The 18,821-nt window shown below is 52.4% G+C and carries 19 protein-coding genes and 2 tRNA genes; 19 read left to right on the top strand and 2 right to left on the bottom strand.

What is annotated here, in order from left to right; translation table 11 throughout:
- Positions 1-11 precede the first annotated feature (11 nt).
- Positions 12-755, top strand: coding sequence for a toll/interleukin-1 receptor domain-containing protein (locus KJA68_RS10415; RefSeq protein ID WP_213036870.1), 744 nt, complete (start codon positions 12-14; stop codon positions 753-755).
- A gap of 161 nt (positions 756-916) precedes the next feature.
- On the opposite strand, the gene KJA68_RS10410 is transcribed toward KJA68_RS10415, so the two are convergent.
- Positions 917-1,222, bottom strand: coding sequence for a hypothetical protein (locus KJA68_RS10410; RefSeq protein WP_213036869.1), 306 nt, complete (start codon positions 1,220-1,222; stop codon positions 917-919).
- A gap of 199 nt (positions 1,223-1,421) precedes the next feature.
- On the opposite strand from KJA68_RS10410, the gene KJA68_RS10405 reads away from it, so the two are divergent.
- From KJA68_RS10405 to KJA68_RS10320, 18 genes are all read left to right on the top strand, one after another.
- Complete coding sequence (locus tag KJA68_RS10405) at positions 1,422-1,646, top strand: hypothetical protein (protein ID WP_213036868.1); 225 nt, start codon at positions 1,422-1,424, stop codon at positions 1,644-1,646.
- A 421-nt stretch (positions 1,647-2,067) separates the two neighbouring features.
- Entirely contained in the window at positions 2,068-2,793 is a 726-nt protein-coding gene (locus KJA68_RS10400) for a YebC/PmpR family DNA-binding transcriptional regulator (protein WP_213036867.1), read from the top strand.
- 21 nt (positions 2,794-2,814) lie between these two features.
- Entirely contained in the window at positions 2,815-3,354 is a 540-nt protein-coding gene (gene ruvC, locus KJA68_RS10395) for a crossover junction endodeoxyribonuclease RuvC (RefSeq protein ID WP_246487147.1), read from the top strand.
- 111 nt (positions 3,355-3,465) lie between these two features.
- The gene (gene ruvA, locus KJA68_RS10390; protein WP_213036944.1) at positions 3,466-4,044 is read left to right on the top strand and encodes a Holliday junction branch migration protein RuvA; all 579 of its coding nucleotides are present in this window, start codon (positions 3,466-3,468) and stop codon (positions 4,042-4,044) included.
- Positions 4,041-5,096: a Holliday junction branch migration DNA helicase RuvB gene (ruvB, locus tag KJA68_RS10385; protein WP_213036866.1), complete on the top strand. Its 1,056-nt coding sequence runs from the start codon at positions 4,041-4,043 to the stop codon at positions 5,094-5,096. Before ruvA ends, ruvB begins: the two co-directional genes overlap by 4 nt.
- A gap of 314 nt (positions 5,097-5,410) precedes the next feature.
- The gene (ybgC, locus tag KJA68_RS10380; protein WP_213036865.1) at positions 5,411-5,842 is read left to right on the top strand and encodes a tol-pal system-associated acyl-CoA thioesterase; all 432 of its coding nucleotides are present in this window, start codon (positions 5,411-5,413) and stop codon (positions 5,840-5,842) included.
- A gap of 3 nt (positions 5,843-5,845) precedes the next feature.
- Complete coding sequence (gene tolQ, locus KJA68_RS10375) at positions 5,846-6,526, top strand: protein TolQ (RefSeq protein ID WP_213036864.1); 681 nt, start codon at positions 5,846-5,848, stop codon at positions 6,524-6,526.
- Complete coding sequence (gene tolR / locus KJA68_RS10370; RefSeq protein WP_213036863.1) at positions 6,523-6,942, top strand: protein TolR; 420 nt, start codon at positions 6,523-6,525, stop codon at positions 6,940-6,942. Before tolQ ends, tolR begins: the two co-directional genes overlap by 4 nt.
- A gap of 2 nt (positions 6,943-6,944) precedes the next feature.
- The gene (gene tolA, locus KJA68_RS10365; RefSeq protein WP_213036862.1) at positions 6,945-8,291 is read left to right on the top strand and encodes a cell envelope integrity protein TolA; all 1,347 of its coding nucleotides are present in this window, start codon (positions 6,945-6,947) and stop codon (positions 8,289-8,291) included.
- Positions 8,292-8,294: 3 nt separating this feature from the next.
- Positions 8,295-9,572 carry a Tol-Pal system beta propeller repeat protein TolB gene (gene tolB, locus KJA68_RS10360; RefSeq protein WP_320412129.1) on the top strand — a complete coding sequence of 426 codons (1,278 nt, stop codon included), beginning with the start codon at positions 8,295-8,297 and terminating at the stop codon, positions 9,570-9,572.
- 81 nt (positions 9,573-9,653) lie between these two features.
- Entirely contained in the window at positions 9,654-11,000 is a 1,347-nt protein-coding gene (gene pal, locus KJA68_RS10355; protein ID WP_213036861.1) for a peptidoglycan-associated lipoprotein Pal, read from the top strand.
- 13 nt (positions 11,001-11,013) lie between these two features.
- Positions 11,014-13,191 carry a tol-pal system protein YbgF gene (ybgF, locus tag KJA68_RS10350; RefSeq protein ID WP_213036860.1) on the top strand — a complete coding sequence of 726 codons (2,178 nt, stop codon included), beginning with the start codon at positions 11,014-11,016 and terminating at the stop codon, positions 13,189-13,191.
- 227 nt (positions 13,192-13,418) lie between these two features.
- The gene (pal, locus tag KJA68_RS10345) at positions 13,419-14,102 is read left to right on the top strand and encodes a peptidoglycan-associated lipoprotein Pal (RefSeq protein WP_213036859.1); all 684 of its coding nucleotides are present in this window, start codon (positions 13,419-13,421) and stop codon (positions 14,100-14,102) included.
- 7 nt (positions 14,103-14,109) lie between these two features.
- The gene (locus KJA68_RS10340) at positions 14,110-14,523 is read left to right on the top strand and encodes a YbgF trimerization domain-containing protein (RefSeq protein WP_213036858.1); all 414 of its coding nucleotides are present in this window, start codon (positions 14,110-14,112) and stop codon (positions 14,521-14,523) included.
- A 40-nt stretch (positions 14,524-14,563) separates the two neighbouring features.
- A complete protein-coding gene (gene queE, locus KJA68_RS10335; RefSeq protein ID WP_213036857.1) occupies positions 14,564-15,223 on the top strand; it encodes a 7-carboxy-7-deazaguanine synthase QueE in 660 nt (219 codons plus the stop codon).
- Positions 15,220-15,894, top strand: coding sequence for a 7-cyano-7-deazaguanine synthase QueC (queC, locus tag KJA68_RS10330; RefSeq protein WP_213036856.1), 675 nt, complete (start codon positions 15,220-15,222; stop codon positions 15,892-15,894). Before queE ends, queC begins: the two co-directional genes overlap by 4 nt.
- Before the next feature lie 64 nt (positions 15,895-15,958).
- Positions 15,959-16,034: transfer RNA gene (locus tag KJA68_RS10325), tRNA-Lys, on the top strand.
- Between the two features lie 57 nt (positions 16,035-16,091).
- Positions 16,092-16,167, top strand: a tRNA-Thr gene (locus tag KJA68_RS10320).
- A 168-nt stretch (positions 16,168-16,335) separates the two neighbouring features.
- Here KJA68_RS10320 and KJA68_RS10315 read toward each other — a convergent pair.
- Positions 16,336-18,816, bottom strand: coding sequence for a DNA internalization-related competence protein ComEC/Rec2 (locus KJA68_RS10315; RefSeq protein WP_213036855.1), 2,481 nt, complete (start codon positions 18,814-18,816; stop codon positions 16,336-16,338).
- Positions 18,817-18,821: the final 5 nt, after the last annotated feature.

The following is an 18,821-nucleotide window of genomic DNA, read 5'->3' as shown; positions in this document are numbered from 1 at the left end:
TGCCATAAAGAATGATCAAGCCCTTCCATCTCTTTATTTCTTACGCCTCAGAGGATGAGGTATATGCAACAGAGCTATCTACCCATTTAAAGTGTTTCGGGATCAGGATTTGGTTTGCCCCGTTATCACTAAATATTGGCGACAAACTGCTCGACTCGATCAATGCTGGATTACTGGCGTCCGAGTATGGCCTGCTCCTTCTGTCGCCTACATACTTGACTAAGCAATGGACCAGTTACGAACTAGGCGTGCTGCACCGGCAGCACATTGAAGGTCAAATGAGGCTTTTCCCTCTTTGGCATGGAGTTGATAAATCGCAAATCGATCAATGGAACCCAGGCCTGTCTGGGATCATTGGATTGAAGAGCACAGAAGAAAGCGTTTCCGACATCTGCAGAAAGATTGCAGATGTCATCTATCAAAGATGCCCGACGCGGGGAATATCGCCAAGCTATGAAGATCCACAATGGCGCTTCCTGCAAGGTTGCGGCGAGCTCTACGCAAATAGAGAAGATGGTCGCGCATTCAATCTATTTGAAGCCGCTGAATTTCCAGACAGTTACTTTCCGCTGTACGTACACAACAGGCCCCACAGCCGAGAGGAAATTGTTCTCGCAGTTGCAAAGGCGCTGTACTACGGAAATCCAGACGTGATACCGATTACCGAAGAAAAGAAGAGTCACATGAAGAAGCTATGTAAGGCGTACGGTTTTGATCTCGATGCACCTAGATTTGATCCAGCAATTTGTGGCTAACAAACACTTCGAGGTGGAGACTCTAACAGCCGGCTTCGCCGCCTGTTTCCGCGCTCCTCAAGTTCAATGTTAGCTTCATAGACCATGGACGTCGTTTCATTAATTCCAAGCTTGTACAACTTTCAGAGAGAAGGCATCTCCGGCGATGGGTTGATGAAGCGCTATGCGATTCTCTTTGGCCACATCAATGGGCGTCCAGCATCCAGAATGATCCGAGCATCCTTGCTTGCGGCTAAACCTGCTTGTACGACATGTTCTGGTTTGTTGTTGCCGGGCTTGACTGTATTCGCCGGAGCAGCAACACGAGCGTTATTAAGGGCCGTATCAAGGCACGTTGTTCCACCGATGATTTTACCTCCATCCGGCCTCTTGAGTCGTCCGCAAGGGTTCTCTGGATGGATTGATACAGTTCGGAACTGGCCCCCACCAACGCGGATATAAACCGATTGCTCCGCCAATCGCTCCATTTTCCTTCTGTTCGTTACGCCATGGAGCCTACTCAAAACCCGGGGAGATTCAGTCTGAACCGTCAACTGGCCATCGAACTTGGCCACGTGGATGAACAGCTTCTCGCGCCCATCCAAAGTTGATGCACTTGCTTACGCGCGACGATAACGCTGTTTCTTACAAACACCCCCGGGTTTGAATAACTGATGCGAGAATAAATTGAGTGTAAAAGAAGCCAAGGCTTGCATAAAGATCAACAAGCTGCTCGAAGAGTCCAGCTGGCGATTCTTCGATGGCACTGCAGGCAAAGCCAATATCGTTCTCGAACCCGAGATTGGAAATAACTTCGGTGGACTGAAAAATAATGTGCTCTATCCTGATTTTCGGACCGGAATTTACTTGACAGGCTGCTGGTTATTCACATTTTTTCCGGTAATGAACTGAACAGGTTTTTTTAAAAGCCATCTGGATGTGTTTATATAACACATTGTTTTTATTTGATAAAAAATTTGATTAATTTATGTGCTAAGAAAAAAATCCTATATTGGATGGATAGTTACCTTATATTTCAAAGGATTGTTCACATAGTTATCCACAGGATATGTGGGCAAAAAAAATTATGAATAGAGTCAGCATCATTGAATTCATTTCAATGAAATTACTTCAACCGGAATTTAATGTAGGTTTTTCATAACATATTAAAACATATAATATTATTCGGGTTGGTCAGGGCAAGATGCTCTGAGGTAGAATACAAAAAAACGCAACGGACTTCTTGTTGCTGTCGATAGGGTCAAATCATGCTGCTTCAATCTGAAAAATAGAGAAGCGATGGTTGCGGGAATCATTAAACGGAGAAAAGGTCATGGCGGGTCATAGTAAATGGGCAAACATTCAACATCGCAAAGGTCGCCAGGATGAAAGGCGCGGCAAGATTTTTACACGCCTGATCAAAGAAATCACGGTAGCGGCCAAGCTGGGGGGCGGCGATCCGGGCTGCAACCCGCGTCTGAGACTGGCGATGGAGAAGGCATATGACCAGAACATGCCGAAGGACAACGTGGAGCGCGCCATTAAGCGCGGCAGCGGGGAGCTGGAAGGGGTGGATTATCAGGAGTTGTGCTATGAAGGCTACGGCATTCATGGCGCGGCAGTGATGGTCAATTGCATGACGGACAACAAGACGCGAACGGTTGCCGATGTGCGCCATGCCTTTACCAAGCATGGCGGCAACCTGGGCACGGATGGGTGCGTATCCTATCTGTTCAAACATTGCGGGCAACTGATCTTTGCTCCGGGAACCGATGAAAATGCGCTGATGGAGATTGCTCTGGACGCGGGTGCGGAGGATGTGGTGAGCCATGAGGATGGCAGCATCGAGGTCATTACCGATCCTCATGATTTTGTGGAGGTGAAGCAGCGCCTGGAAACGGCTGGTTTCAGGCCGGAAATGGCAGAGGTTACGATGAAGCCGGTCAACGAGGTGGTGTTTACCGGTGAGGATGCGGTGCGGATGCAAAAGCTGCTCGATGCTCTGGAAAACCTGGATGATGTGCAGGAAGTATTTACCACGGCAGTGATCGAAGGATAAGTCAGGCAACCGGGGGTTTTGGTGCCGCTTGATCAGGCTGCTTCTGTGCGCATCCTCGGGATTGACCCCGGTTTGCGCATCACCGGTTTTGGTGTGCTGGACAAGGTCGGGCAGAAGCTCTTTTATGTGGCCAGTGGCTGCGTAAAAACTCCGGTGGGGAGGCTGCCGGGGCGTCTCAAGGTGATCATGGATTCGTTGCGGGAGGTGATTGAAACCCATCAGCCCCAGCTGGTCGTGGTTGAAAAAGTGTTTGTCAACATCAATCCGCAATCTACACTGCTTCTCGGGCAGGCGCGCGGCGCTGCGATATGCGCTGCTGTGGCGGCAAGCCTGCCGGTTGCAGAATATACTGCGCTGCAGGTGAAGCAGGCGGTGGTGGGCAATGGCCATGCAAAAAAGGAGCAGGTGCAGGCGATGGTGCAGCGGTTGCTGGCGCTGCCCGGCTCGCCAAGTCCGGATGCTGCGGATGCGCTGGCTTGTGCGATTTGCCATGCCCACTCTGTTTTGAGCGTGCGGCACCCGGCCAGTGGCATGCGCATGCGGAACGGCAGGCTGGGGTAGCCCGGCATGGCCGCTTTTCCCTGCTGCTGGGTAAAGCGGGCTGACGGTGAGGCTCCCAATGAAAAACTGGCCGGGTTTGCATTTGACTGGTATCGGATTGCAAGGGAAAACATGATAGGGCGTTTGACGGGCATTTTGCTGGAAAAGAGTCCGCCACAAATTCTGGTGGATGTACACGGTGTAGGATATGAGCTGCATGTGCCGATGAGCACGTTCTATAATCTGCCTGGGTTACAGGAGTCAGTGGTGCTGTATACTCAGCTAGTCGTGCGCGAGGATGCCCACCTGCTCTATGGTTTTGCTTCGGAGGATGAACGCGTGGCGTTCCGCCACTTGCTGAAAATTTCCGGCGTGGGGCCGAAGCTGGCGCTTTCCGTTCTTTCTGGCTTGAGCCTGAGTGACCTGGCGCTTGCCGTAGCGAACAAGGAGGCGGGGATGCTGACCAGGATTCCAGGTGTCGGAAAAAAAACAGCCGAACGCCTGTTGCTGGAGCTGCAGGACAAATTCACCCCGTCCGAGACCGGGAGCCCCGGTGAAATGGGCAAGCAGCAGGGCAATGATATTGTCAACGCGCTGCTGGCGCTGGGTTATAGCGGCAAGGAAGCAGACTGGGCGATCCGGCAATTGCCCGGCGATGCCCACGTGGCGGAGGGGATCCGTCAGGCATTAAAATTGTTATCCAGGGCATGATTCAAAACGATAATTTGACCGCATCGAACCGGGTGATTTCTTCCGTTACAGTTTCTGGACAGGAGGAAATACAGGAGCGCGCGCTGCGACCCAAACAGCTGGAGGAATATATCGGCCAGGAAAAAATTCGCGGGCAGCTGCAGATTTTCATTGAAGCCGCACGCAAGCGCAGGGATCCGCTGGACCATGTGCTGCTGTTTGGCCCGCCGGGACTGGGCAAGACAACGCTGGCCCATATCATCGCCAGTGAAATGGGCGTCAACATGCGCCATACTTCCGGACCGGTTCTGGAGCGTGCGGGTGACCTTGCTGCCCTGCTGACGAATCTTGAGCCCAACGATGTGCTGTTTATAGATGAAATTCACCGGCTTTCTCCGGTGGTGGAAGAGGTTCTTTATCCCGCCCTGGAGGATTACCAGATCGATATCATGATCGGGGAAGGCCCCGCTGCCCGTTCCATCAAGCTGGATTTGCCGCCATTTACGCTGGTCGGTGCGACGACCCGTGCCGGTATGTTGACCAATCCGCTTCGCGACCGTTTTGGCATTGTGGCAAGACTGGAGTTCTATTCCACCCCTGAGCTGCAGCGTATCGTGACACGCTCTTCCGGTTTGCTGGAGCTGCCGATTTCGCCGGATGGCGCATTGGAAATTGCGAAACGTTCCCGTGGGACTCCCCGCATTGCCAACCGCCTGCTGCGCAGGGTGCGCGATTTTGCCGAAGTCCGGGCCCAGGGGGAAGCTACGCGTGCCGTGGCAGACGCAGCTTTGACCATGCTGGATGTAGATGCCCAGGGACTGGATGTGATGGACCGGAAATTATTGCAGGCAGTGATCGATAAGTTTGCAGGTGGGCCGGTGGGCCTGGATAGTCTCGCTGCCGCGATAGGGGAGGAACGCGATACCATAGAAGATGTGCTGGAGCCCTATCTGATTCAGCAGGGCTACCTGCAACGGACTCCACGCGGCAGGATGGCAACCCGGAACGCCTACGAACACTTTGGACTGGCGCAGCCAGGAAATGTGGTCGGCAGGGAGTTGTGGGAGGGGTAGTAAATAGGGAAGCGGGGCGCAAGATACCGGCGCTGAAAGGTTCTGCTGAGAGCATGTGGATAGATTGTGCCGGTTTCCGGAGTTCCTTCGGGTATCCGTTGTTCTTGCTGAACGAATCGGGACGAAGGACATGGAAAAAACCCGGGGAATGTAATGAGCAGGCCGAGCGTTCCAGGCCGAAGGGCTTGCAGGTTGATTTCACATTATGTCAGAATGAGAATTATTCTAGTATGATATAAATGGCATGATTCCGTCATGATTTGAAATGGCACACTGGCTTTGTGGTAATTATTCCATTCTCTATAGCGGATTACATGTCTCATTCCAAAGTTGAATCCGTCTTTAGCTGGCCGGTGCGTGTCTATTTTCAGGATACAGATGTGGGCGGTGTTGCATATCATGGCAGTTATGTGAACTTTTTAGAGCGCGCGCGGACAGAGTGGCTGAGGGAGCGTTGCGGGTACTCGAATATTGGACTGATTCGTGAATTCGGACTGATATTTGTGGTCAGGTCATTGAGGCTGGATTTTTTCAGGCCGGCATTGCTGGATGACTTGCTGGACGTCAGGGTGCAACTGAAAGATGTTGGGCGTAGCCGTGTCGGCCTGCATCAGGCAGTGTGGCGTAATCAGGATATGCTGGTGGAGGCAGAAATACATCTGGTGTGCGTTACAGCAGATCAATTTAAGCCGGTGAGCATACCGGAAACATTGCGACAGCAATGGAAGAACGAAAGGATAACTTAAGATATGCCACAGGTTGTAACGCAGGATTTATCAATTATCCATCTGATCCAGAATGCCAGCTTACTGGTTCAACTGGTCATGGGGCTGTTGCTGTTCGTTTCATTGCTGTCATGGTGGTTCATTTTTCTCAAAATGTTCGCGGTGCGGCAGGAAATCAGGCAAAGTGATTTATTCGAGGAATCCTTCTGGGATAACGATGATCTGAGCCGGTTGTATCAGAATACCGCAGTCATGCGCGGAGAATCGGGGAGCATGGGGCGGATTTTTTCCGCTGGATTTACCGAATTCCTCAAGCTGAAGAAAAAGCATGACATGAGTAACGACGCAGTGATGGATGGTACCCGTCGGGCCATGCGCGCACGATATCAGCGTGAAATGGACAGGTTGGAATCACATCTGGCGTTTCTGGCTTCGGTAGGTTCCGTGAGTCCGTATGTCGGGCTTTTCGGTACGGTATGGGGAATCATGACGGCTTTCCGCGGTCTGGCCAATGTTGGTCAGGCTACACTGGCGCATGTTGCCCCCGGGATTGCAGAGGCGCTGGTAGCCACTGCGATGGGTCTGTTCGCGGCGATCCCCGCCGTGGTTGCCTATAACCGATATTCGCATGATATTTCGCGGCTGGCCTCGCGTTTTGAAATTTTCATGGAAGAATTTTCCAACATACTGCAGCGCCAGTCATGACACCGCGCCGTTCTAACAGACCAATGAGCGAAATTAACGTCGTGCCGTATATCGACGTGATGTTGGTATTGTTGGTGATATTCATGGTGACTGCTCCCATGATGAATACCGGTCAGATTGATCTTCCCGGAGTAGGTAAGTCGCTGGCTCCTCCGGTTGCGCCACTGGAGGTGATTCTCAGAAAAGACCTTACCCTGGCGTTGAACGACAGAAGCCATAAAGGCGAGGAGCGCAAGGTTACGCGGGAGGAGCTGGTAAAGATTCTCAGGCAGAAGCAGTCGCAGAATGCGGATCAGGCGGTGGTCATTTCTGCGGACAAGAATGTTCGTTATGAAGAAGTCATCCGTATCATGGATGTACTGCAGCAGCAACAGATCAAGAAGGTGGGGCTGTTGGCGCAAACCCAGGGGCGATGAGCGTGAAGGCACATGCCGAACCCTACAGGCTGCGTGCCGGGGCATTGGCGTTAGTCGTTCACCTGGCATTTTTTGTGCTGCTGTATTTCGGAGTGAGCTGGCAGGTTGAACCTCCGCGGGGTATGGTGGTGGATATCTGGGATCATTTGCCGGATCAGGAGAGTGTGCCTGAAAAAAAAGAGCCGTCCAGACCGGTAGAACCACCCAAACCGGTAAAGCAACTCAAGCCGGTAAAACCGGTTGTGCCTCCCAAGGTGGAGCCGAAAGTTTCTGGAAAAAAAATCTCCCGGGAGACTCCCAAGCCGATCAAAGCGGAGGTCAAGCCTCAACCTGAAAAAGCCGATGCAAAGGCTGAGCAAAAAGTGCAGCTAGAGAGGGAGCGAGCCCGTGCCGAGCAGGCAGAGCTGGTTGCCAGGTTGCGCAGCAAGCTCCAGGTGCAGGAAAAGGCGGACCCCCTCAAAGCGGTTGAGCCGAAAAAATCCGAGCCTCTTACCAAGGCCGATATCGCGCTGGCTGAAAAAAAGAAATTGCTGGAAAAGCAAATGGAAACCCCGAAACCCGATTCCAGGAAAACCCCGGAAAAGGTCAGTGCGCAGCCTGACCGGAAAGCTGAGGAAGAGAGGAAGGCCGCGGCGGAACAAGCCAGGAAGGAAGAAGAAAAAAAGGCGGAGACCGAGAGAATCAAGGCAGAGAAGGCGCAGGCCGAAAAAAGGGCGAGGGCTGAGAAGCTCAAGGCAGATGCCGAAAAAAAGGCAGAGGCCGAGAGACTGGAAGCGGAGCAGGCGGAAGCAGAGAGGCTGTTGGCTGTTAAAAAAGCAGAGGCTGAAAAAAAGGTGAGAGAGGAAAAATTCAGGGCTGAACAAAAAATTCAGGAAGAGAAAATCAAAGCCGAGCAAAAGGAGCGGCTCGAAAAGTTAAGGGCGGAACTTAAGGAGCGGGAAGAGAAACTCAAGGCGGAGCAACGGGAAAGGGAGGAAAGAGCCCGGGCCGAACAAAAGGCCAGGGAGGAAAGAAACCGGGCCGAACAACGAGCCATGGCCGAAGAAGCGGCAGCCATCTCTAAAATCGTGGACGAATATAAGGCCAGAATTATTGCCAAAATCCGCCGTAACATCGTGATGCCCCCGGATATCCCTTATAATGTGGTTGCGGAATTTGAAGTGACCTTGTTGCCCGGTGGCGGGGTATTGGATGAGAAGCTGCGGTTGATGAAGCCGAGCGGGATTGCAGTCTACGATCTTGCAGTGGAGCGTGCCATCAAGAAATCGCAGCCGTTACCCTTGCCGCCCGATCCGGCTTTATTCAATAGGTTTCGCGAGTTGCATCTCAAAGTTAGCCCAAAGGAATAGGATATGAAAGGAATGACCATGATTCGTTACTGGATGTTGCTCTTCTTGCTATGCATCACCTTGCCAGTTCGTGCTGCGCTGAATATCGATATTTACGGGGCGGGGGAAAATCAGATTCCGGTTGCTATTGTGCCGTTTGACAATGAGGGGAAGCTGGCCCAGAGAATTACCGAGATCGTGTCCGCAGATTTGAAGAGCAGCGGGCATTTCAAGATCACTGTTCCAACGAGCAAAACACCGCATGAGCCGCATGAGATCGATTTTGCCGACTGGCGCGGAGTGGAAGCGATGGCAATCGGGAGTGTGGAAATGCTGCCGGATGGCAGGGTGACCGTTAAATTTCGCCTGTTCGATGCTGTCAAGCAAACTGAGCTGTTCGGTCAGGCTGTAACGGCCAAGGCAGATCAGGTAAGGGCAATCGGACATCGTATTGCAGACCTGATTTATGAAAAGCTCACGGGTAATCCCGGTGTATTCAGCACGCGAATTGCTTACGTAAGCAGGCAGGGCAAGAGTAACCGCCTGGTGGTGGCGGACAGTGATGGCTTCAATGACCGGGCGGTGCTCTCGATTAACGAGCCGATCATGTCGCCAGCCTGGTCTCCGGATGGTAATCAGCTGGCCTATGTGACCCTGGAGAAGGGTCATGCGGTAGTCTATGTTCAGTCATTGCTGACCAATCAGAGAAGAGTGCTGTCGGATGCGCGGGGGAGCAACAGCGCTCCGGCATGGTCGCCCGATGGCAGGCAGCTTGCCATTGTGTTGACCAGGGATGGCAGTCCGCAGATCTATCTGATTCGTGCGGATGGTAGCGACCTGCGCCGTATCACTTTCAGCGGCGCGATTGATACCGAACCCAGTTTTTCGCCGGATGGGCAATATCTGCTGTTTACCTCCGACCGCGGGGGAAGCCCGCAGATTTACAGGATATCGGTGGACGGCAAAAATACCGAACGGTTGACATTTGAGGGAGGACATAACTTTTCCCCACGCTACAGCCCTGATGGCAAGAGTTTTGTCTTTGCGCACCAGAAGGATGGACGATTTCATGTTGCCGTACAGGATTTTCAGACTCGGCAAATGCAGTTGCTGACATCCGGAGGATGGGACAAACGACCCAGTTTTTCACCGAATGGAAAGCTGATTCTGTTTGCAACCGAGTCTGGACGGCGTGGTATACTGACAGCCATATCCAGTGATGGCAGGGTCAGGACAAAGAAAAACTTGTCTTCCCAGTCAGCGGATATCAGGGAACCAGTCTGGGGGCCGTTTCTGCGGTAGGTGGCAGAGCGTGGAACCCGGCAGTAACCATTGGTGGTAATCGGAAGCGGTAGGAAATACTTTTGATATAAAGGATAAACTATGAAAAATTCAGTGATCGGAGTAGTGTTGGCAACCATGCTGGCTGCTTGTGCCAGCGATGAACCTCCTGTAGGTGACCTGAAGTCGAGGGGGCGTGCAGCCGCAGGTGCCGATACCGATATGTCCCTGTCTACAGCTGAAGGTGCGGTTACGGATTCTGCATCCGCGGGTTCTGTTTCTGATTCGTCAATGGGGATGGACAGGCTGGCTGAGCAGACTCCGGCTGATGCGGCAGCTGCTCGGGAAGCGGACAGGCTGGCTGCCGAAATGGCAGCAGCAAAGGCCGCTGCTGATGAAGCGCAGGCAAGGGCAAAAGCGGCCGAGGATGCGAAAATAGAAGCAGAGCATGCAGCCGCAAGGCAGGCAGAGGCAGATGCTGCAAAGGCGAGAGCCTTGCAGGAGGAATTAGAGGCCGCACGGGTGGCTGAGCTGGAAAGGGCGAGACTGGAAGCCGAAAGGGCTGCCGCGGCAAAGGCCGCGGCAGAAGAGGCGGCATTGGAAGCAGCCCGTCTGGCAGAGTTGCATAATGCGGAACTGGCGGCAGCACGTGCTGCCGCAGAAAAAGCGCAGGCAGATGCAGCAGCCGAGCTGGAGGCAGCGAGAGCCGCTGCGGCTAAGGCAGAAGCGGATGCGGCAGCTGCCCGTGAAGCGGCAGCGGCAGCAGCTGCGCGTGATGCAGAAAATGCAGCCAGAATTGCAGCTGAACTGGAGGCAGCCAAGGCAGCTGCGGCCAAGGCACAGGCAGACGCGGCAGCCGAGCTGGATGCGGCAAGAGCGGCTGCAGCGCGTGAAGCTGCAGAGCGTGAGGCTGCCAATGCCGCCAGACTGGCTGCGCAGCAGGAAATGGCCAAGGCCGAAGCCGCCAAGGCAGCAGCCGACAGAGAGGCAGCGATGGCAGCCAAAGTTGCTGCCGAGCTGAAAGCTGCAAAAGAGGCCGCAGCACGCGAGGCAGCCATGGCGGCCGAAGCGAGAGCGGCTGCGGCAGAATCCGACTCAGCCCTGAATTCTCTGCTGTCGAAACGTTTTGTTTATTATCCGACGGATGTGGATGTAGTCTCGGATAAAGACAAGCTGGTCGTGCAGGAACATGCCCGTTATTTGTCTAGACAGGAAAAGCGTTCGGTGCGTCTGGAAGGTCATGCCGATGAGCGTGGAAGCAGCGAGTACAATCTGGCTCTGGGTCAGCGTCGTGCCGACAATGTGAAAAAGCTGCTGGTCGTAGGCGGGGTGAAGGAAAGCCAGATTGAGGCAGTCAGCTTTGGCGAGGAAAAGCCGGTGGCTACAGGACATGACGAGTCTTCATGGTCGCAGAACCGTCGTACCGAGTTCAAGTATAGCGTTAAATGATTACAGTTAAGACATGAAGCTTTCCACCTTGCTGTTTGCGGGATGTTGTGTTATTGCAGGGCAGGTTCAGGCAGCACTGTTCAGCGATGATGAGGCGCATAACCAGATACGGTTAATCAGGGAACGGGTTACGGATCTGGAAATTGCCCGCAAACAGCAGGAGGATGCTCTCAAGCAGCAGGATTCGGTCATTAAAAAGCAGGAAGCTGCGCTGAAAAAGCAGGAGGAAGCTCTCAGGCAGCAGGATTTAATCATTAAAAAGCAGGATTCCGAGCTGAAACAGCTGGATGCTGCCTACAAAAATCAAGGTGAATTTGTAAAAGAACTGCAAAATCAGCTGGGTGCCCAGAAATCAGATCTGAGTCGATTGCTTGGAAAACAGGAAACTCTGGATCATCATCTGAAGGAAGCGGAAAAGCTTCAAACTGGTCACCGTGCAGTGCTGGAAAAAGAATTGCAAAGTTTGCGCGGTCAGAGTGAAGATTTGAAGCGCAACTTGCAGGAAGCCGAGAAACGCATCGGGGATACACATAAAGAGCAATACAACTCCATTCTGCTTGCTCATGACCGGATTCAGAAGAATCTGGAGGAGCAGGCCAAACAGAAATTGTCCGAATTGCAGGATACCAGCGACCAGCAGAAAAAGCTGCTTGCCGGAATTGTTGCCCAACAGGAAGAAAAATTCTCTCAGCTGGAATTGCGTGTTGCAAATTTTCAGAATACGGTCGAACAGCAATCCGAGTTGCATGATAAATATCGCAAAGATTTGTATAAGCACCAGGAAGAGTTGAAGGCAGACCTTGTCCAGCTCAAGGAAAATTTCGAAAATCAAATACGGAATAACATCGGCCTGCAAGGGCAGATCGACAGCCAGAACGCGGAATTCAAGAAAATTCAGGGGTATGGCGAGGATTTGGAAAACAGGTTGAAAGAGTCTTCTCACCGTCTTTCCAATATCTATGCGGATCTGGATGCGCGGATCAGAAATTTTGATATTGAATTCAAGAAACAAATTCAGTCTGTTCATAAAGAAGTGCAACAACAGGTTGGACAAAGCGAGCAAACGGCGCTGAACAAATTGCTGGAGATGGACAAGCACAACGCAGAGCTGATCCAGCAGCAAAACCAATCCATCCTCAGCCTGCAGAGCGCCCTGGAGAACCAGGATAAGGAATTGCGCAGCCAGAGCAGCGCTCTACTGCATAATTTGCAGGAACTGGAGAAGCAGCAAAAAGAATTGTCCGGTGAAATGAACAAACAGTTGCAGCGTTTAAATACTGTGTTTGTTGCGGACCTGAAAAAACAGATGGATACCCAGAGTGGTGAAGCGGGTATGCTACGGGAGCAGAATGTAGAGTTTGTGCAGAAATTGCAGGATATTGAGAAACGGCAGGCTGAAGTGGGCAAGCAGCAGTCTGGTCTGACAAATAAATTGCAATCACAGATCGCAGCACTGAATGCAGAATTGCACAAGCTGCGTGCGCAAAATGAAGAGTTGGTGCGGAATCTGAATGAATCGAAGCAGGGCCAGGCAAGCATTGGTACCCAGCAAGCCGCTGCGCTGGACATGCAGGCAAAACTCGATGCAGAGCAAAATGCAGAACTGCGCAAGCTGCATAGTCAGAATGAGGATTTGATTCGCAGTCTGCAAGAGATCGAAAAAAGGCAGAAAGATTTTTATGGGGATATGGATACTACCCTGCGCCAATTTGAAGCGATCTTAACCGGTGCGTCGTCCAGTAAAGCCTCTGCACCGGCGGTTGTCCAGCCAGCCAAGCCGAATGCAGCTGTGAATGGCGCGACGGGTAATCCGGCTGCAGCTGACAGTCGTGCTTATGATTTTGCTAGCGGTAAAATCAAGGCGGGCAATTATCAGCATGCCGTTCAGGATTTTCAGGAATTTCTGAAAAAATATCCGGATTCGGCATATGCAGCAAATGCTCACTATCAGATGGGCTATGCGTACCATAACTTAAAGGACTACAAAAACGCACTGGACAGTTATCAATTACTGGTAAACAAGTATGTTTCCAATGAGTATGTTCCGGATGCCATGTTAGGAATTGCAGATTGTCAGCAGCAGCTGAAAGCAGTTCTTGGGGCAAGAAAAACACTTAATCAAATCATCGAGAAATATCCAGGCAGTAAATTTGCAGATCTGGCAAAAAAACGTCTCGATAACATGAAGTAAACCTGAGTATGCTAGTTGGTTGGCTGGGAGTGAATCCAGCGCAGGAGCAGATGCATGGCTGTAATACGATTCGGGTTGTGAAATTGAGGATGGATCTTTCATTCGTGAGGCATTAGTGTTTATCAAACAGTCATGGATGCTGCAAAGACAGGAGTTCCCGACAGGTTGTGGGAATATCTTGGCCAACGACAGTTTTTGAAGACAGCAACTTTTCGAGGGCAGAAATCATGAGCGCAATAAAAAATGTTACAGGTGTAGTGGCAGGCATATTGCTAGCCTTATTTTTGGTGGCTTGCGCCAAGCCACCAGTGCCGATCACCAAAAAAATTGGGGGTGGCTCAGCCCTGGAAATGGAAGCGCCGGCTCTTCCAGATGCAGCGGGAGCAGGGACTGCTGGTGATTCGCCGTCTTCCGGGTTTGGTTCCGATCCGAATGGAGGTTCATCCGGTTCTGGTTCCAGTTCTAGTTCTGTTACCAATGCCTCTGGGGTTCCGATCCAGCGCGGTCCGGATTATGCCGGGTATGACCCGAAAGATCCGAAGGATCCCTTGAACAATCCGAAAAGCTTGCTGTCTGCGGAGAAGCGCGTCATTTATTATCCAACGGACGGGGATACCGTTCCAGAAAAATACTGGCCTGTAGTACTGGCGCATGCAGAATATCTGGTTACGCATCCTGACCGTAAAGTGCGTCTGGATGGCCATACCGATGAGCGGGGAAGCGCAGAATATAACCTGGCTCTTGGACAGCGCCGTGCCGATAATGTGAAGAAGATGCTGTTGGCTGAGGGGGTGAAGGAGGAGCAGATTGAACCGATCAGCTATGGTGAGGAAAAACCAGCGGATTCAGCCCATGCCGAGACCGCCTGGTCAAAAAATCGTCGCACTGAACTGAACTATAAGCCATATTAGAGCGAGTATGAAATTTCCTGTTGTATTGTTCGCTGGATGGAGTGCCTTTGCTGTATGTGGTGCCAACGCAGCTTTATTCAGCGATGAAGAGGCACATAATCAGATTCGCCAGCTCTTGGGGCGTGTTGCCATATTGGAAGGGACCGGAAAACAGCAGACCGAAATGATCAGGCAGAAAACCGAGATGATTAAGCAGTTGACTGGGACTCGCAAACAGCAAGCCGGCCAGATATACGAGTTGCAAAAGCAGATTGAAGCGCAAAATATGGAATTGCGCAGATTGCGCGGGGAGAACGAAGAGCTCAACCATGCCTTGCAAGACGTGAAAAAGAGCCAGAATGATTTGTATCTTGATCTGGATAGCCGGTTACGTCGTTTCGAGAAATCTGAGGCAGCCGTTTCGCCCAGGACGATGAAATAAAACAGGGCAGGCCGGCAGGTTTCACATAGAGCAGGTTTACATGATTACTGGCGCTGCCAGCGGACAGCTGCGCATATCCGAGATTTTTTATTCCCTTCAGGGCGAAACAAGCAGGGTTGGTCTGCCGACTGTATTTGTACGCCTTATTGGCTGCCCGTTACGATGCGTATATTGCGATACCGATTATGCGTTCAGCGGGGGCAAGAACTGGGCGATCGCCGATATCCTTGCTGAAGTGGGCCGTTATCAAACCGTTTATGTCACGGTTACGGGTGGCGAGCCGCTTGCCCAGAAGAATTCCTTGATTTTGCTCAAAGCATTGTGTGATGCTGGTTATCAGGTTTCGCTGGAAACCAGCGGAGCACTGGATGTGTCTGGCGTCGATGCGCGTGTAATCAAGGTGCTGGATATTAAAACGCCGGCATCCGGAGAAGAAAAAAAGAATCTGTGGAGCAATCTGGAGGCATTGTATACGCAGGATGAGGTCAAGTTCGTTTTATGCGATGAGCCGGATTACCTTTGGGCGAGGCAGGTCTTAAGGGAACGTGATCTGGCGAAAAAGTGTTCCATATTGTTTTCCCCGGTGCAGGGCCAGTTGTCGCCGACGTTGCTGGCAGACTGGATTCTTCGCGACAGTCTTCCGGTACGCCTGCAAATACAGTTGCATCGGTTATTGTGGGGCAGCCAGCAGGGAAAATGAATCGTGCAGTGATATTATTATCCGGCGGCCTGGATTCGGCCACCGTGCTGGCCATGGCCAGGCAGCAGGGATATGCATGCTATGCGCTGAGCGTAAACTACGGGCAGCGACATCATGCAGAACTGGATGCGGCGGAACGTATGGCCCAGGTACTGGGTGCAAGAGAGCACCGCGTAATTCATATTGATCTGGCTGCATTTGGTGGTTCCGCGCTGACAGACAGGGGCATTGACGTTCCAGAGCAGGGAACAACGGGAATTCCACTGACCTATGTGCCTGCGCGCAATACCATCATGCTTTCCATTGCGCTGGCGTGGGCAGAAGTATTACAGTCGCAGGATATTTTCATCGGGGTGAATGCAGTGGATTACTCTGGATATCCGGATTGCCGGCCGGAATATATTGCGGCCTTTGAAAAAATGGCAAATCTTGCCACCAAGACGGCAGTTGAGGGCAAGCCATTTACATTGCATGCCCCGTTGATGCATCTTTCCAAGGCGGATATAGTCAGGTTGGGCACGGAGCTTGGCGTGGATTACAGCCTGACCGTGTCCTGTTACCAGGCGGATGTAGATGGCCGGGCTTGCGGGGTATGTGATTCCTGCAAATTGCGCCGTACCGGGTTTCAAACAGCGGGAATTGCGGATCCTACGCGCTACCGCGCGGCATGATACCTACTCTGTTTCATTGACAGGGCGGGCAAAGTCCGTATAATGCGCGCTTCTTTAGGGATATGGGTCGTTAGCTCAGCCGGTAGAGCAGCGGACTTTTAATCCGTTGGTCGCCAGTTCGAATCTGGCACGACCTACCAGTTCAAGCGTGCAGATCTGGAGAAGTAACCGATTTGAATGCCACACCTTAAAGTTATGCCGCTTTAGCTCAGTTGGTAGAGCAACCGCCTTGTAAGCGGTAGGTCATCAGTTCGAATCCGATAAGCGGCACCACCTTACAGTAAGCAGCAGATTGCCATAGCCGCTACTATAAATAAATCAAAGTCTTAGTGAACGCCATCTAGCAATAGGTGGCATTTCATTGCCGTTGTTGGGCATGCTTTGTCCCAAAGTTGCCCCATGCGCTGTCTTTGACAATAAAAGCGCGGGCTTATGAGGGAATCATGGCTGCATTTGAGTAACACGGTCAGTGGTGGCGCGTTTGAATTTGGGGATGCCTGTTATAGATGGATGCCAGTATCGTGCGTGGCTTTTGCGATACCGTTCCACGCTAAAATCCTGCGCATCCATGTTTACGATGATGGCGCCATCCCGGTCCGAACGCAGTAGTTCGCTACCCGCTTCCCGGTATCGTCTGACCACTTCCTTGTTGGGATGGCCGTAACGATTGCGATAGCCTACGGTAAAGACCGCGTAACGCGGATGGGTCGCATCTACGAAATCATCTACAGACGAAGTCTTGCTGCCATGGTGCGGCACGACCAGCAGAGTAGTGGCAAGTTTTTCCCGGTGTTGTTCCAGTAATTCCCATTCAGCTTCCTTTTCTATGTCTGCTGCGAGCAGTACACTGTGCTGCCCGGTGCTGATTTTCAGCACACAACTGCGGTTATTGTCGCGGATTTTTTCAGTGGCATAGCTTTCTGCGGATGGGTGCAGGACTTCGAAATGTACTCCGTCCCATTCCCATGTTTGCGCATTCATGCAGCGTTGAGTACTTGCCGCCTGCAGCAGCAGGGGATGGTCTTCTGCCAGTGATGAAGAGAGCCAGCGGGTCGGTATATTCTGTAAAATCGTTGCTGCCCCGCCGGTATGGTCGTTGTCATCGTGGGTTACCATCAGGCCGTCCAGTTTTGCGATGCCCATACCACGCAAGGAGGGAATGAGGATACGGTTGCCACTGTTGGCTTCGCTGTTGAAATTGGGGCCGGTGTCATACAGCAATGCATGGTTGCGGGTCTGTGCCGCGACCGCCAGGCCCTGTCCGACATCAAAAATCACCAGGCTCAGTGCGCCGTCCGGCGGAATCGGAGGTTGAACCAGAAACATTGGCAGCAGCCCGATCATTCCCAGCCAGCGTGCTGGGAATCCGCGCGGCATGAGCAACCAGAATACGCCTAGCATACCGATGATCAGACTCCATGTCGCTGGAGCATGCTGAACCCATACAACTTCAGGCAGATGGTTCAGCCACTCCAGTAGCGAATAGCACAGGCTCATGGCCTGATTGGCCAGCCAAAGTGGCCACTCTATATGAAATCCGGCTCCCAGCAGGGTGAGCGGGACCACTACGAAACTGACTAGTGGAATGGCGAAAGCATTTGCTACTGGGGACACCAGAGAGATCTGCTGGAACATCCCCAGTAAGGGTGGAATGAGGCCGATGCTCATTGCCCATTGCAAACGCCCATAGGTCGCCAACCAGTGCAGGGGGCGTAAGCGGTGTGCGGTTACGTAAAAAATCAGTCCCACCGCGCCGAATGAGAGCCAGAATCCGGGCGAAAGTACAGCCCAGGGATCCAGCAGCAATACCACGAGTAAAGCGGCGGCCAGGGTCTGGGAAGGGGCGACTGTGCGCGAGAGCCATAATACTGCGGCAATGGTGGTTAGCATGTATACCGTGCGTTGTGCCGGCACCCCGAAACCGGCCAGTAGTGCATAGCTGAGTCCCACCAGCAGGCCGGCGAGCGTGGCTGCCTTGCGTGCCGGCAGCATGCGCGTGAGCCTTGCGCTGCGCCGCCAAAACCAATATCCTGCGGCGAATCCCAACCCAGAAAGCATGGTGATGTGCAGTCCGGAAATGCTCATCAGGTGGTTTACCCCGGTGCGCGTGAAAATCTGCCACTGTGCGGCAGGAATGCTTGCCTGGTCTCCTATGGCCAGGGCGGTTAATACGCCGGCATAATGGCGGTTTTCTTCAGTGTCATAGCGATCCCCAATCATGGTGCGGGTATCGGGTCGAACCTGCAGGGATGAATGCGGGTCTGAGGGAAAAGCGGTGGTTGCCAGGATGTGGTTGCGCACTTTTTCGCGCAGGCTTTCAATATAGTAACCGGGCGAATAAGCCAGCGTGTCCAGTCGCTGGTTATTCCCCTTGGGGTGAATGTAGCCGTTCGCTCGAAGTTTGTTTTCCAGCATCCAGGCTTCAAAATCGAAATCGTGAGGATTCCTGCTGCCATGCGGCTGTTTAAGTCGTATGGTGAATTGCCAGCGTTCTCCGGCATGAATATTGAAACTGGTTCCATTTTCATGTTCATGACTGGCAAGCAGGATGCGTGTCGGAACGGTGGCGTTGGGGGTGAGTACCTTTTCTACATCAAAGACAAAGCGTAGTCCGTGATCATGTTGCTTGGGAAGCTGCGCCACCACTCCGATGACTTGAATATTCTTTCCCTGCCATGCGGCGGGCAGGGCATCGGCCAAACGTTGCTGCGCAAAAAAGGCGGCGTAGAAAAAACCTGTAGAGCAGGCCAGGGCTGCGGCAAGGATGGGGGCTGCTGCTTGCTGCCAGGAGGTTTTGCGCTGGTATATTAAAGCCGCTCCTAGAATTACGACAATTCCTGCTCCCCATGTAAGGTTGGGAAGAGTCTCCTGTTGCTGCAGCAGCCACACGCCAATGGTGAAAAATAAAATGGACTGGCACATGTTGT

Source organism: Candidatus Nitrotoga fabula, from assembly GCF_905221025.1.
GTDB lineage: Bacteria > Pseudomonadota > Gammaproteobacteria > Burkholderiales > Gallionellaceae > Nitrotoga > Nitrotoga fabula.
The sequence above is the reverse complement of the archived record's forward strand: the minus strand, read 5'-3'. Positions and strand labels throughout refer to the sequence as shown.

What these genes read in the sequence shown, in the direction of transcription:
- KJA68_RS10415 (WP_213036870.1), top strand. Translation starts at nt 12, where the DNA reads ATGATCAAGCCCTTCCATCTCTTTATTTCTTACGCCTCAGAGGATGAG.
- KJA68_RS10410 (WP_213036869.1), bottom strand. Translation starts at nt 1,222, where the DNA reads ATGGAGCGATTGGCGGAGCAATCGGTTTATATCCGCGTTGGTGGGGGC.
- KJA68_RS10400 (WP_213036867.1), top strand. Translation starts at nt 2,068, where the DNA reads ATGGCGGGTCATAGTAAATGGGCAAACATTCAACATCGCAAAGGTCGC.
- ruvA (WP_213036944.1), top strand. Translation starts at nt 3,466, where the DNA reads ATGATAGGGCGTTTGACGGGCATTTTGCTGGAAAAGAGTCCGCCACAA.
- ruvB (WP_213036866.1), top strand. Translation starts at nt 4,041, where the DNA reads ATGATTCAAAACGATAATTTGACCGCATCGAACCGGGTGATTTCTTCC.
- ybgC (WP_213036865.1), top strand. Translation starts at nt 5,411, where the DNA reads ATGTCTCATTCCAAAGTTGAATCCGTCTTTAGCTGGCCGGTGCGTGTC.
- tolQ (WP_213036864.1), top strand. Translation starts at nt 5,846, where the DNA reads ATGCCACAGGTTGTAACGCAGGATTTATCAATTATCCATCTGATCCAG.
- tolR (WP_213036863.1), top strand. Translation starts at nt 6,523, where the DNA reads ATGACACCGCGCCGTTCTAACAGACCAATGAGCGAAATTAACGTCGTG.
- tolB (WP_320412129.1), top strand. Translation starts at nt 8,295, where the DNA reads ATGAAAGGAATGACCATGATTCGTTACTGGATGTTGCTCTTCTTGCTA.
- pal (WP_213036861.1), top strand. Translation starts at nt 9,654, where the DNA reads ATGAAAAATTCAGTGATCGGAGTAGTGTTGGCAACCATGCTGGCTGCT.
- ybgF (WP_213036860.1), top strand. Translation starts at nt 11,014, where the DNA reads ATGAAGCTTTCCACCTTGCTGTTTGCGGGATGTTGTGTTATTGCAGGG.
- pal (WP_213036859.1), top strand. Translation starts at nt 13,419, where the DNA reads ATGAGCGCAATAAAAAATGTTACAGGTGTAGTGGCAGGCATATTGCTA.
- KJA68_RS10340 (WP_213036858.1), top strand. Translation starts at nt 14,110, where the DNA reads ATGAAATTTCCTGTTGTATTGTTCGCTGGATGGAGTGCCTTTGCTGTA.
- queE (WP_213036857.1), top strand. Translation starts at nt 14,564, where the DNA reads ATGATTACTGGCGCTGCCAGCGGACAGCTGCGCATATCCGAGATTTTT.
- queC (WP_213036856.1), top strand. Translation starts at nt 15,220, where the DNA reads ATGAATCGTGCAGTGATATTATTATCCGGCGGCCTGGATTCGGCCACC.
- KJA68_RS10315 (WP_213036855.1), bottom strand. Translation starts at nt 18,816, where the DNA reads ATGTGCCAGTCCATTTTATTTTTCACCATTGGCGTGTGGCTGCTGCAG.